Source organism: Streptomyces sp. NPDC056883 (assembly GCF_042788835.1).
In the GTDB taxonomy this organism is placed as follows: domain Bacteria; phylum Actinomycetota; class Actinomycetes; order Streptomycetales; family Streptomycetaceae; genus Streptomyces; species Streptomyces stoeckheimensis.
The window spans coordinates 589579-602943 of the sequence record NZ_JBHUBS010000002.1; the positions used below are offsets into that span (position 1 = coordinate 589579).

A 13365-nucleotide genomic window follows, 5' to 3' on the forward strand; every position below is an offset into this window, starting at 1 on the left:
TCTCTGAACGGCATCGGCGGTGGGGTGAGCGGCACGCGGCCGCTCACCCCACCGCCTCACATGTGCCGGAGCAATCCCTCAGGGACTGCTGACTCCAGTGGGTGGCGAGCTCGTCAGCCGTGGACTCCGGAGGCTATCAGCCGGGAGAATGAACCCGATGAGCTCGATACGTACATGTGCACACCGATCGGGTTCATATAGCCGGGGACGTAGATCGGGATGGACTGGTAGTAGACCTTCTCTCCGAGCTTGAGGCGCCTTTCGACCTCGTACTCGACGGTCCGCATGCCCTCCTTCTGGTTCTGGTACATGGTCGTCGGGACGATGTTCTCCCGGAGGTGACTGCCGCCGAACTCACGGGCGATGAGGTGAGCGCGGTTCCAGTCGTCGGCCTCGTTCTGGAGGTCCCAGCCACGGGGGTTCTGCGGGGCCGATTCGTTGCGCGTCGCCGGCTGGGAGGGGTCCAGACAGGCGAACCCGCCGGTGGCCCTTTCCTTACCGTCCACCGGGGAGTTCCAGACCGCGCTCGGTCCGGTGGAGTTCTGGCACTTGCGGCTCTCCTCCCCGGCGCCGTCGATCGCCTTGTGCTGGCTGTCCTCTTCGGCGCTCAGCGATGACACGCCCGAGAAGATCCGGACCAGCAAGGAGACCGCCGAGCTGCTGATGTGGTTCGACGAACCGCCCGAACCGCCACCCGAAGGGGACGGAGCGGCTCCCGGCGACGGCGAAGGCGTGGGCGACGTGGTGCTCGTCCCGCTCGACGAGCCGGAGAAGCTCAGGTCCTCCGCCGACGGCATCATCCCGCTCAGCGCGGTGGCCGCGTCCGAGAGGTTCTGCTGACCCTCGGGCGTCGCCGCGTACAGGGCCGTGACCAGAGCCGCGCCCGCCCACCACACGAGCGGGATCGCGAAGGCGAGGTGACCGTCCAGCTCGACGAAGCTGGTGGGATTGCCGCCCGCGAACGCGTAGCGGTTGCCCGTGAACGGGTCCGAGCCCAGGTTCATGTCGGCGAGGGCGCCGTTGTACATGTCCCGGGTGGTGAAGCGGTTGAGCCCCGGGCTGTAGTCCCGGAAGCCCATGTCGTACGTACCCGACCGGGAGTCCCAGCGCTTGGCGTTGAAGCGGTAGGGGTTGTAGTCCTGCTTCGTCGGGTCGGCCGTGTCCGGCTTGTCGATGCCCGTGAACTCGGACGTGTCGTCGGAGCCGTAGGCCGTGTAGCCGTACGTCGCCTTGGTGTCGCCGTTCCCGTCGGTCAGCGTCTCGACGTCGGTGTGGGCGTTGTAGCCGTAGAAGCCGGACTCGCTGCTGCCGTCGGTGTTGTGCTTGACCTGGGAGAGGCGCTCGCCCCACGGGCTGTACTGGTACGACTTGGTGAGCTGGCCGGCGACCTCCTCGCTCAGCACCTCGCCGGACAGGCCGAGGTAGGTGAAGTCGGTCGTCTTGCCGTCGGCCGTCTTCGAGGCGGTGCGGTCGAGCGGGTCGAAGGTGTACTTCGTCGACTTCAGGGCGCCGGTGTCGTCCGCCTTCTGGGACTCCACGACGTGGTCGAAGCCGTCGTACACGCTCCTCTCGATGACCTTGCCGCCCGAGGTGACGGACTCCTGCCGGCCGAACGGGTCGTAGGTGTACGTGGCCGTCGCACCACCGGCGGTGGTCCGCAGCAGCCGGTTGCGGTCGTACTCGTAGGTGGTCGTGACGTTCTTGACCGTCTGCGAGACCACGTTGGCGTTGTCGTCGTGGGTGTACTTCTCGGTGCCCGCGCCGTTGCCGGTCTTGACCGACTCGGTGAGCCGGTTGACGGGGTCGTAGGTGTGGTCGGTGGTGGATTCGAGGTACGCCGAGTGGTTGTCGGCGTTCATCTTCTTCGCGACGTCCTGCGCCTTGTTCCCGTTCAGGTCGTAGGCGTAGGTGTGCGAGGAGACGAGGGTTCCGGAGCCCTTCTTCTCCGTGGTCGACTTCAGGTCGCCGCCGAGGAGGTAGGTGTAGTCGACGGTGTTGCCGTTGGACTTGGTCTCCTTGAGCCGCTGGCCGCGGTCGTTGAAGGTGAACGAGGTCACCTTGGGCGACGCGTCCGTGGCGGACTTGCCGATCGAGACCGTCTTGACCAGCTCGCGCAGGTCGTAGCCGTACTTGGCGAACTGGTCGGGGTGCGTGACCGTGTCGGCCTGGCCGTTGGCGTCGTACGTGTACGACGTGACCTTCTTCTCCTGGCCCGTGAGGGCCTCGGTCACCTTCTCGACCTTGTTGAGCCCGGTGTAGGCGATCGTGTAGGCGTCGATCCTGGCACCGGAGGAGGTGTCGTCGATCGAGGTCACATTGCCGTTGACGTCGTAGCCGTAGGCGAAGGTGTGCTTCTCGGTGTCCGTCTCGCCGGACGTGTCGCGCACCAGCTTGACCGTGTCGGCGACCACGGTGCCCGAGCTGCTCTGCTCCACCTTGAGCTGGGCGTCGTTGCCCTGCTTCAGGCTGTAGGAGCCCAGCGCCACCCAGGTGTCGGTGCCGGCCGTCTGGTCCTTGGTGACCGGCGGCTGGGTGGTCGTCCCCTGGGCCAGCGTGTACTTCGCCGCCGTCGCCGCTCCCGTGACCTTCGGGTACTTCACGTACGCGGTGTACGTGCCGTCCTTCGGGATGTTGAGGGTCCAGGTGAAGGCGTCGGTGCCGGTGCCCGCCGCGTGGGTGCGGTGGTCGTAGCCCTGCTGACCCGCGATGTCACCGGTCGCCCAGGTGCCCGTGGCGGACGTGTGCTGGATGTCGGAGTTGTCGACGAGCACGACGGACTTGCCCACCGGCACGCCGTCGTCCGACTTGGACTTGAGCTTGCCGTCCGGGTAGTACGACTGCGTCATGGTGCGGTCCGAGGAACCGCCCGCCGACGTCAGCGTGCGGGCCTTCTGCAGCCCGACCTCGGTGTAGTCGTACGTCGTGGTGATGTTCCACGGGTCGGTGGACTTCCGCGTCCAGCCGTTGTCGAAGTACTCCATGACCGTGTCGTTGCGGACCAGCTGGCCCTGCGACGGCGGCAGCGACTGCCGCTCCACCCGGCCCACCGCGTCGTAGACCGTCTGGGTGTAGACGTTCGGGTTGCTGCTCTGCGGGTCGTTGGGGTCGTACGGCTGGAACTGCTTGACCGGACGGTTCAGCGCGTCGAACTCGGTGCGCGCGGCGAAGTCGTCCGCGGTGGCTGTCGCCGTGCCGCGCGGCGTGATCACCTTGGTGGTGTTGCCGACCTGGTCGTACTCGTACGCGGTGGTGCGGAACGTGGTCGCGTCGTAGGGAACCTTGACCTTGGTCTGCTTGCCCCGCTCGTCGTACTCGTAGGTCGTCGTGGCGTTCCCGGGGTCCTTGGACGTGAGGACCAGGGAGTCCTTGTCGTAGGTCCGCGAACTGACCTTGCCCGCCGAGTCCGTGAAGGTGGAGACCCGGTGGTTCAGGTCGTAGGCCATCTTGGACGTGTAGTCGGTGGTGTCCGGGGTCGCGTTCTTCTTCGGGTCGACGACCTTGACGGCGTTGCCGACGTTGTCGAACTCGTAGGTGATCCTGTCACCGGCCGCGTTGACCGCGGAGGTGAGCTGGTAGAGCTCGTCGTAGTGGTTGGTGGTGACGTAGTCGGTGGCGTCCGAGGTCGTCAGCGAGCCCTTCGGCTCCGTGACGGTCTTGGTGTTGCCGACCTTGTCGTAGGTGTAGGACGTCCGCCTCTCGGGAGACGTGGGCGTGTCCTTGGGCGCACTGGCCGAGACCAGCTGGTCCGCGACGTCGTACACCGCGGTCGATACCGCGCCGTTCGGTGCCGTCGACGTGGTGACGTTGTCGTTGGCGTCGTACACGGGGGCGGGCATGGTGATGAACACGCCGGCGCCCTGGTCCTTCGGGACCGTGCTCTCCTTCGGACGTCCGAAGGTGTCGTACGTCTGCGTGGTCTTCTTGCCCAGCGCGTCGGTGACCTCGCGGACCTGACCGCGCTCGTCGTAGACGTACGAGGTCACCTTGCCCAGCGCGTCGGTGATCTTCGCCGGGTAGCCCGTGGGGCCGAACTCGGCGGTGAGGGTCGCGTTTCCGTTGGCGTCGGTGGCCTTGGTCAGCTGACCGTAGGCGTTGTACTCGTACGAGGTGGTGTAGTCACCGGCGGTGGCGGAGGCGACGCCCTTGGGGTCGGTGACCGTCTTCAGGTTGCCGAAGGAGTCGTAGCCGAACTGCCACTTCCGGCCCTCCGGGGAGGTCTTGGTGAACAGGTCGGCCGAGAAGCCGTCCCCGCGGGTGAGGTACGCGTACTTCGCCGAGTTGGCCGGGTAGGTGCCCGGTGCGCAGTCCGAAGGGGGCGGAACGCCCGACTTGTTGCTCTCCGCGTCGCGCTTCCAGAGCGGGTAACCCGTCTTCTGGTCGTAGCAGTACGCGGTCTTGGCTCCGTTGGCCTCCTCCAGGTAGGTGACGTTGTTGTCCGCGTCCCACGACATCTTCGTGGTCTCGGACTTGGCGTTGACCGTCTGGACCGGCCGGCCGAAGTCGTCCGACACGTAGTCGGTGGTGTGGTTCTCGGCGTCGGTCACCCTGGTGTCGGTGAACTTGGAGTTCCCGGCATCGACCGCGTAGCCGAAGCCGGTGACGCCCTGCAGGCGCTCCGTGATCGACTTGGTCCACCAGTGGTACTTCGGATCGTCACCGGCCTGCGGCGCGTTGTACGCCATGGTGGTGGCGTTGCCGCGCGGGTCGGTGACCTTGACCAGCTTGACGTTCTTGTTGCCCTGGGTGGCGTCGTACTCGAAGCCGAACACCTTCGGCTGCGCGGAGCCGGCGCCGTCGGTCAGCTTGGTGAGCAGACCCTTGTCGGAGTACTCGAAGGTGAACTTGCGGCCCGAGATCTCGGTCATCGACTTGATGTGGTCGATGACCTTCGGGCTGCTGCTGTCCGCCTTGGTGTAGTACTCGACGGAGAGCGACTGCCGACCGGACGGATCCGTGATGTAACGGAGGAACTTGGTCGGCTTGTTGTTGGACTTGCGTTCCTCGTACGTGTAGGTCTGCGTGTTGCCGTTCTTTTCGAGCAGCGAGGTCATGTAGCCGTCGCACCCGAACACGAACCGCGACCCGTCGGGACGGGTCATCGTCCAGGCGTCGGGGACCGGGTCCTTCAGCGGTGTGCAGTCCAGCCCCGGCTTCGCCGTCAGCTTGTAGTGGACGCCGGCCGGAGCCTTCCACGAGCCGTCGGGCTGCTCGCGGAAGACGTGCGTGGTGCCGTCGCCGTCCGGGAGCCGGATCTCGGTCGGGTGCGGCTTGGGGTGGAACTCCAGCGGAGCGCCCAGCCGGATCGGGCCCGAGGCCTGGAAGGACCAGCCGTGACCGGAGACCGTGTCCGAGGTGTCCAGGCTGTTGTACGCGAACCGGGCGAAGGTGGTGACACCGCGACCGGGGTTGGTGAACGCGTTGTACTGCCAGACGCTGTTGCCGGAGGACAGGTTGTTCATGACGGTGGAGCCGTTGCCGGTGTTCTTCCCCGTGTAGGAGTAGAACTTCTCCATGCCGAGCTGGTTGGAGGTCGGGTCCTCCACCGCCACGTTCTGCTTCAGGCCGGGGATCCCCGCGGTGCCCGAGGCCCACGTACCCGCCGTCTTGTTGTGGACGTCCCAGGTCAGGACGTAGTCGGTGCGCTTGTTCCCGTTGTCCGAGTTGACCGGGGTCTTCACCAGCGCCTGCAGGCCGACGGAGTCACCGGGCGCGACGTTGCGCGGCAGCGCCGTCTGGATCTGGTTGCCGCCGTTGGTGACGTCGGTGCCGTCCGGCAGGGCCCACTTGTAGGTGAGGACCTGGTCGGCGGCGTTCCACGTCGACGCGGTGGTGTTGGTGAGGGTGAAGTCGACCGTGTAATCGGTGTTCGGGGTCATGCGCGCCGGGGTCTGCGGCGCGTAGTACGTCGACTCGGTGGTGGAGTCGATGTAGGTGACCACCATCCTCGGGTGGAGCTTCGGCTCCGCGCCCTCGGAGGACAGGAACAGGGTGCGCTCCTGCGAGGCGGCCTCGTCCGCCATCTTGATGGCCACGCCCTGCTGTGATGCGGGGGTGGTCACCCAGGACTGCGCGAGCGAGGTGATGCTCCAGTCGTGACGGGCCGGGTCGTTGGTCTTCGCCCCCGTATCGGCCGTCACGGCGCCGAGGTCGCCGCCCGCGGTGGTCCAGTTCGTGGTCGCGTTCGCCTTGGCCCAGGTGGCGGTGGACTCGTCGAAGTCGCGCGTCAGCGGCCGCAGTTCGTAGACCGCCCCCGCGGCGTCCTGCGCGGTCTGCGTGCTCCACAGCCGTACGTTCGCGTCCAGTACCCGCGCCGTGGCGGGGATGGCGAGTGCCGGGAACTTCAGCAGGGCGCGGGTGTCGCCGTAGGTCGCGGAGTTGTTGCCGACGCTCAGCCAGTTCTTCGGGCCGCCGCCGTCGTCGATCGTGTCGTGCGCGAGCGTCGTGCGGGCCGAGGACAGGGTGGTGTCCTGCGACGCGGCGAACACCTTCGTCGTGCGTCCCGCCTTCGGCAGCCGTACCAGCTGCGTCGGAGCGGCGACGACCTGCCCGTCCTTCGTCTTGACCGCGACCATGTAGTAGTACGCGCGGCCGTACGGATCGGGGTCGTCGGCCTTGGTCGGCACGCCCGTGGTGTCCGTGAACGCCGTCACCGCGGGAGCGACGGGCGAGACGAGCGTGGCGGCGGAAGGCGTGAAGGTCTGGCTGATGGAGCGGTGGACCTGGTACTCGACGAGGTCGTCGCCGGTGTCGATCGGGTCCTTGTCCTGGTACGCGGACCAGGACAGCTCCGCGCCCGTGTCGTGGATCGTGGTCGGTGCCGCGAGGTCCACGCCCTGCCGGCCGAAGGTCAGCACCAGGCGCGGGTAGTTGGCGGTCTCGCCGCCGTACCCGAACTCGCTGCCCTCGTAGCGCGGACCGCCCTTGGGGCCGGTCGCGCTCTCGTCGCCGGCCTTGACCACGAAACCGTGGTTGGTGTTCGTTCCGTCGATCCAGGACTGGACGGTCTTGGTCACCGGGAAGGTGTGCCAGGCGTTCAGCTCGCCCGGCGGCTTGGTGACCACACCGCCCTTGGTGAACCGGACCGCGTCGGCGATCACCGAGGTGCTCGTCGACGCCGGACCGTCACCCAGGACGATCTTGCCCAGGGTGCCCGCCTTGAACGGGTGCGAGCCGAGCGTCTTCCACACGCCGGCCGTGCCGGCCTGCTGGTTGACCGTGTACGCCTTCGTCCCGCCGTCGTACGTGACGGTGTACGGGGCGTTGGTGGCGCGGTCGGAGGCCGGGACGTTGTGCGTCTCGACCTGGTAGACGCCGTCCTCCGGGAGGCTCGGCTGCCAGGTGTACGTGTCACCCGCGACCGAGTCCTTGTTGTACAGGTAGTCCTGGTTGACCGCGTACTGCGTGTACGCGGTGTTCCCGGACGCGGGCCAGGCACCGGCGGCGGCCGTCCGCCCGGCGTCGCCGTCGTCCACCACGACCGAGGTGCCCGACAGCTCGCCGGTGACCGTGTTGGCGTTGTTCCACGTCGCCGTTTCCTCGGTCCACGCCTGCGTGGCGCGGTGCGCCTCCAGCTGCACCTCGGAGTCACCCGTGGTGTGCGTCTGGTCGTAGTAAAGCTTCAGATCGGCCGAGTCCAGCTTGGTGCCCGCCGGAACGCCGGTCAGCGGGAACCGCAGCAGGGCGCGAGAGGCGCCGGTGCTGGTGTTGCCGACCGACAGCCGCCAGTTGTCGTTGTAGTTCGTTCCCGGGCCGTCGGAGGAGATCATGACGTCCTGCGCCGTCGTCGGCGTAGGAGCGATCGAGATCGTCGGGTCGACCGTCACCGGGTACTGCCGCTCCGGCGCGGCGAGCCACTTCGCATCCGGGGTGACGGTCAGCTTCCAGCCCGTGCCGGCCTTGGTCAGCTTCTGGGTGACGTCCTTGCTGTACGTGACCCCGTACGGCGACCGGGCGTCCTTCTTGGCGTCCGTCATGAACGCCGGGGGGATCACCAGGACCGGATGCGCGGCCTCGCCGTAGAAGGAGACGGAACCGTCCTTGCCCTCCTTCGGCGTCAGCCCGCCGGCGTCCACCGTGAAGGTGAAGGAGACCGGGCCCGTGGGCTTCTGGCCCAGGACGATGTTCTCCTTCACCCGGCCCGGACCGACCTGATACGACAGGTCCGCACCGGCCACGGCGTCCTTGTAGGTGACGGTGTCGCCCTTGGCGACGGGGGCGAGCTTGCCCGCGCCCTCCAGGCCCAGCGTCACCGCATGGCCGCCCCCGGCCTCGAACCGCAACAGCCCGGCGGCGTCGGAACCGAACCAACTGCTCGCGGCATTGCTCGTGTTGGCGAAGACGAAGCCCTTGGCGTCGGTCGAAGTGACCGTCGGGTCGATGTCCTTCCACGACGCGCCCGCCCGATACCCGGTCGGCACTGCCGACACCTCGGCCTGCACCCGGCCGTCGGAGAGTTTCCAGTACCGGGCGTTCGCCGTCCGCGCACCCGTCAGCTCTCCGACGCGCTGCGCCTTTGCGGCGGCCACGCCCTTCGGCAGCTTCTCCCGGCTCGGCAGCACCGGAGTGCCACCGGTTTTCGGCTCCTTCGGCCGCGTCTCCTTCTCATCGGCCGAGAACCAGCCCTTGAAGGTGTCGAAGACGCCTTCGCCGCCCTCACTCGAAACCGGTGCCGCATAAGCGACTTGCGGAAGCATGGTGCCCGCGACCGCCGAAACCACGAGGCAGGCTATCGCCCGCCCGAATCTCACTTTCACGCCATTCCCTTCATCGGCAGACCGAGCAACTCAAGGCATGGCGAAGCAGGCCACCTTTCACAGAGTGGAAAGTGGCCCCGCCCGAAGCGTCTCGATCATGGTGGGGGGATTCTTAACCGCGGAGTTGATGCCCAGTCAACTAGGCACGCATTTAGGGCATTTCACTGAACAAACGATGATGATTGGGGTTGTCTTGTCCCGGTTCTTCCGCTGCCTGGCATTCGTCGAATCGGATGGTGTATAACCCAGACGGATTTACCCCGACAGAAAGCGCGGCCATGCCGACGACCGAAGAACCGATAGCCCCGGGAAAGACCACAACCCCGGACGCCGCAAGGGATTTCCGGACTCCGAACAACCGTGGTGGAGACCGTGGCGGGATCGCCGTCGGCGCGGCCCTGCTGCTCGTGTGCGGCGTGTTCGTCGGCTACGGAGTCCTTGACTCCGACGAGGAGCCCGCAGCCGGACGCGCGACGACCTCCACCGCCGAGGTGACCTACGAAGTGCTGGGCGAGGGCCCGGTCGACATCTCCTACCGTGGCCCCGGCGGTGAGAAGGAGGAGGTCGTCGCCGACGTCAGCCTCCCGTGGAAGAAGACCGTGAGCGTTCCGCTCGGCGCTTCCCCGATCGTCAACGTGACCCTCGGGGAGAAGGGCGGTACGGCCAGTTGCACCCTGGCCGTAGGCGGCAAGCACCTCCAACGCGCCACTGCCACCCGCGCTTTCGGCCGGACCACGTGCGCGGGTGAGCTCGCCGCCCCCGAAGCATCCGCAGCCCCGGATGAAGTCCGGTGACTGGTGCCATTCCGTCAGGTGGCCCGTCTTCCTGCGCAACGAAAGGCAGGCAGATGCACACCCTGGCACGCCGCGCCGGTGCGGCCCTGGCCGTGACCGTCGCAGCCCTGGCCCTGACGGTCCCCGGAGCCGCCGCGCACACCGCCCCGGGCACCGTCTCCGACAACTGTGACGTCCCGTGGATCAACTGCACCGAAGGCGACCTGTGGCTGTTCTACAACAGCATGGAACTCGCCGTCGAGGACGGACGGTACGTGTCGTCCTGGGCCCGGTTCTACGGCAACGTCTACGACTACTACGGGTCCACCAGCGGCTCCACCACGTACCGGTACGTCTTCGACAGCGCCACCAACGGCCACGGCCAGTACGTGAAGAACAACGCGGCGTCCGTGGAGAACTGCTCCGGCACGGACAACTACCGCGTCTACTACAACGCCGGCTACGGCGGCACCTCCCAGTACGTCGGCGCCGTCAACTGGGGCTGCAACTGGGTCAACCTGATCTCCGCGCTGAAGAACGAGAACGCCTCCCAGCACTTCGCCTGATCCCAGAAGGACCCGCCTTCCATGAACCCCCGCACCCCCACTGCCCTGGCACTCATGGAGCGCCGCTACGGGTTGACCGACCGGGAGACCGCCGCCACGTACGGCTACGGCCTGCCCGGAGACGAGAAGCCCCGTACCAAGCAGCAGCCCCCGGGACTCGACGCACTGGCGATCGAAGTCCTCACCGGCCGCAAGGCGCCCACCCGGCGGGAGGGGAAGACGGCGCCGCCCCTGCCGTGGGAAGCCCGCGAGAAGGCCCGCGAGAGCCACAACGGCAAGAAGATCCACGAACGCGGCTGCGGCGGATGGGCCGATCAGGAGATCGACGCCCCCACCACCGACGAGCTGACCCGGATCTCCGAGCTGAACGGCACCAGCTTCACCGAGTCGATGAAGACCCCCGCCGTCATCGCGGCGTTCAAGGACTGGTCGGCCTGCATGACCGGCAAGGGCCACCCGGGCTTCAAGGACCCGTTCGAAGCCGCACGCTCCGTCACCCGCCCCGAGGGCGCACCCGCCGGCCCGCAGGAGATCGCCCTGGCCCTGGCGGAGATCGACTGCAAGGCCGAGACCGGCTTGGTCGGCACCTGGTTCGCTGCCGAATCCACGATCCAAACGACGATCGTCGATGAGCAGCGGCAGGTCCTCGATGCGTTCAAGACCAAGAACGAAGCCGCCGCTCGCGAGGCCGGCAAGAGAACGGAAGGCTGATCATGGCCCGTTACCAACGCGTGGGAGCCTCTCTGCTCATCACCGGCCTGATCGCCGGCGGCACCGTGTGGGGAGGGGTGACGTTCGCCCGGAGCATGGAAGCCGAACTGGGCGATCCCGCCACGGTCGCCACCGCCGCGCCCGCCGGTCGCCCCGTCGGAGACATCCTCACCGATGCGCAGCGCGCCGCACTGGGGCCCGTGGTCGCCGCCGACCGCAAGGGCGGGGAGACGGTCGCCACCGCTCACGAGGCGGTGTGGGAGGACAAGGGCATGCGACTGGCGAAGATCCCCGTTGTGCTCACCAACCCCGGGAATGCACAGCGGCGCATCGACATGCGCGTGAGCGTGTACTCCTCGCGCGGAGAGGGGGCAACCGTCCTGTGGGAAGGAACGGTGGACTCCGGCGGTGAGCTGGCCCCCGGCACGTCGGTGGTCACTCACGTGAGCGTGCAGTCCGTTCGCGACCCGGCGGCGTTGCGGATCGAGCTGCGGCGAACCTCCGGCGAAGGCTGACGGCCACCACCCCCTGCTCGCGTCGCGCGACGCACGGCAGGGCCCGAGGGTTGTACGCGGATACGCACGCCGTCGTGTGAGAACCGACACTCCGGATCTCCGTGATGGTCCTGCCCGGCATTTCGCTGTGCCAGACATGACCCTCGAAATGAACGACGTACCCGACGCGGCGGGCATGCGTCCCTATGTTGCCGAGTTCGTACGCCGACTGACCGTGCGTCACCGCCTGCCGCTCGACTACTCCGTCGCGAGCCTGCGGATCGTCGACCGGGTCGTCGACGGGCTGCGTCGCCCCGGCACCGACCGGGCACGGGTGGAGTACGTGCTGCACGGGCTGGGGGCGTACACCGGGGAGACGTTCGTACGCCGGGCCGGCGCACGCTGGGCGGACCTCGACCCGGAGCAGCAGCGCCTGTTCCGGCAGTCCGTCGGGGTGAGGATGCCCGACGGCAGGGTGTGGAACCCGCTCGGCAAGGTCGTCAACCGCTTCGAACACGGGCCGCGGGAATCCGTTCAGGAGCTCTATCTGCAGTTGCACGGCCGCAGCCATCGGCCGGCTCAGCCCCCTCGGCACGGGAACGATCTCCACCACGTAGGGTAGGCAGCGAGGAAGCCCCAAGGGCCATTGCAGGTTGCCGGTGCCGGTGGGGAGAGCAAGAAGGAAGTGCAGTGGAGGCGGACGACGCCGAGCTCGGCGCCGCCGTCGAGCGCGCGCAGCAGGGCGACGAGGAAGCGTTCGCCCTCGCGTACCGCATGGTCCATCCCCGGTTGCTCGGGTACGTGAGAGGGCTGGTCGGGAGCGAGGCCGAGGACGTCACGGCCGAGACCTGGCTGGAGATCGCACGGGATCTCGGCAGGTTCCGCGGGGACGGCGCGGGCTTCCGCGGCTGGACCGCGACGATCGCGCGCCATCGAGCCCTGGACCATCTGCGCCGACAGAAGCGGCGGCCCCAGACCACTCCGCTGGAGCAGGACGTGCTGGATTTACCCGGCACCCTGGACACCGCGGCCACCGCCCTCGAAGGCCTGGGAGCGCAGGCGGTGCTCTCCACGATCCGGAAACTTCCGCGCGACCAGGCGGAGTCCGTTCTGCTGCGCGTTATCGTCGGCCTCGACGGACCTGCGGCCGCCCGGGTCCTCGGCAAGCGCCCGGGGGCGGTACGGAGCGCAGCGCACCGGGGTCTTCGGAAGCTGGCCGAGATGATGAGCCCGGGCGGTGCCGACGGGATGACGGACAACGACAGCGGAGCCCGAACCCTCCCTGAACGGAAAGTTGAGGGCGGCAGGTGACTGACGAACCCGAATCCTTGGAACAGCGCGAGGCGGCTGCCCTCCTGTCTGCTGCGCTCACTCCGCCGACGGTCGATGCGGCTGCCGAAGCGAGCGCGACGCAGGCGTTCCGCGAGGCCCGGGACCAAGGACTGCACCAGGCTCGCAGCACACCTCGCCGGAGGGACGACTGGCGTCCCCACCGGTCCCGAGGTCTGCGCCGCTGGTCCCTGCGGAGCGGAGCCATCGGCATCGCCATCAGCGCCGCTGTGGGTGGGGTGGCACTGGCCGCCGTGACCTTGCCTGTGCGGGAGAGCGGAGTCCCGGCGCCGCGCCTCACCGACCTCGGCCCCACCGCGTCCCCCTCACCGAGCGGCACGGTCCGTGAAGACTCGGCCGACTCGGGCAGGGGCGACGAGGAAGCAGCGAAGAGCCCTGTTCCTTCGGAGTCCGAGTCCTCGTGGTCGCCCGAGAGCGCGGGGAAGGACGCCGCCTTCTGCCGTGTCTTCCTGGCCTCGCTGGAGCGTCGTGGTGAACCGCCGAAGGGCGAGGCCTTCGACCGATGGCTGGCGGAGCGGGGCGGCGTGAACGGGGCGACGGACTACTGCGCCGAGGAGGCGGACCGCAAGGGCGCAGGTCAGCCGGGAAGGGGCCGCGGGGGTGGCGGGAGCGAGGGCCAAGGGCAGCCCGAGCATTCCAAGAAGCCCCCTGGCGGCCCCGCGTATCCTCCGGTTCCCCAACCGAACGCCGAGAAGCGAACCGAAGCAGGACCGTAGGC

Annotated in this window: 8 protein-coding genes; 7 read left to right on the forward strand and 1 reads right to left on the reverse strand. The window is 68.0% G+C overall.

Annotated features, from left to right (window positions below):
* Window positions 1-113: 113 nt before the first annotated feature.
* Window positions 114-8693, reverse strand: a complete 8580-nt coding sequence (locus tag ACFRU2_RS07965; RefSeq protein WP_382969619.1) for a DNRLRE domain-containing protein — start codon at window positions 8691-8693, stop codon at window positions 114-116.
* A 338-nt stretch (window positions 8694-9031) separates the two neighbouring features.
* Here ACFRU2_RS07965 and ACFRU2_RS07970 point away from each other — a divergent pair, with 338 nt between their 5' ends.
* From ACFRU2_RS07970 to ACFRU2_RS08000, 7 genes are all read left to right on the forward strand, one after another.
* Complete coding sequence (locus ACFRU2_RS07970) at window positions 9032-9547, forward strand: hypothetical protein (protein WP_382969052.1); 516 nt, start codon at window positions 9032-9034, stop codon at window positions 9545-9547.
* A gap of 53 nt (window positions 9548-9600) precedes the next feature.
* Window positions 9601-10092, forward strand: coding sequence for a hypothetical protein (locus ACFRU2_RS07975; RefSeq protein WP_382969054.1), 492 nt, complete (start codon window positions 9601-9603; stop codon window positions 10090-10092).
* A gap of 21 nt (window positions 10093-10113) precedes the next feature.
* Window positions 10114-10803, forward strand: coding sequence for a hypothetical protein (locus tag ACFRU2_RS07980; RefSeq protein WP_382969057.1), 690 nt, complete (start codon window positions 10114-10116; stop codon window positions 10801-10803).
* Window positions 10804-10805: 2 nt separating this feature from the next.
* Window positions 10806-11318, forward strand: a complete 513-nt coding sequence (locus tag ACFRU2_RS07985) for a hypothetical protein (protein ID WP_382969060.1) — start codon at window positions 10806-10808, stop codon at window positions 11316-11318.
* A gap of 136 nt (window positions 11319-11454) precedes the next feature.
* Window positions 11455-11919, forward strand: a complete 465-nt coding sequence (locus ACFRU2_RS07990) for a hypothetical protein (protein ID WP_382969062.1) — start codon at window positions 11455-11457, stop codon at window positions 11917-11919.
* Between the two features lie 68 nt (window positions 11920-11987).
* A complete protein-coding gene (locus tag ACFRU2_RS07995; RefSeq protein ID WP_382969064.1) occupies window positions 11988-12608 on the forward strand; it encodes an RNA polymerase sigma factor in 621 nt (206 codons plus the stop codon).
* Window positions 12605-13363, forward strand: coding sequence for a hypothetical protein (locus ACFRU2_RS08000; protein WP_382969067.1), 759 nt, complete (start codon window positions 12605-12607; stop codon window positions 13361-13363). Before ACFRU2_RS07995 ends, ACFRU2_RS08000 begins: the two co-directional genes overlap by 4 nt.
* Window positions 13364-13365: the final 2 nt, after the last annotated feature.

Excerpts from the sequence above, each read along its gene's own strand:
- ACFRU2_RS07985 (WP_382969060.1), top strand. The coding sequence starts at position 10,806 with ATGGCCCGTTACCAACGCGTGGGAGCCTCTCTGCTCATCACCGGCCTG.
- ACFRU2_RS07965 (WP_382969619.1), bottom strand. The coding sequence starts at position 8,693 with ATGCTTCCGCAAGTCGCTTATGCGGCACCGGTTTCGAGTGAGGGCGGC.
- ACFRU2_RS07970 (WP_382969052.1), top strand. The coding sequence starts at position 9,032 with ATGCCGACGACCGAAGAACCGATAGCCCCGGGAAAGACCACAACCCCG.
- ACFRU2_RS07975 (WP_382969054.1), top strand. The coding sequence starts at position 9,601 with ATGCACACCCTGGCACGCCGCGCCGGTGCGGCCCTGGCCGTGACCGTC.
- ACFRU2_RS07990 (WP_382969062.1), top strand. The coding sequence starts at position 11,455 with ATGACCCTCGAAATGAACGACGTACCCGACGCGGCGGGCATGCGTCCC.
- ACFRU2_RS07980 (WP_382969057.1), top strand. The coding sequence starts at position 10,114 with ATGAACCCCCGCACCCCCACTGCCCTGGCACTCATGGAGCGCCGCTAC.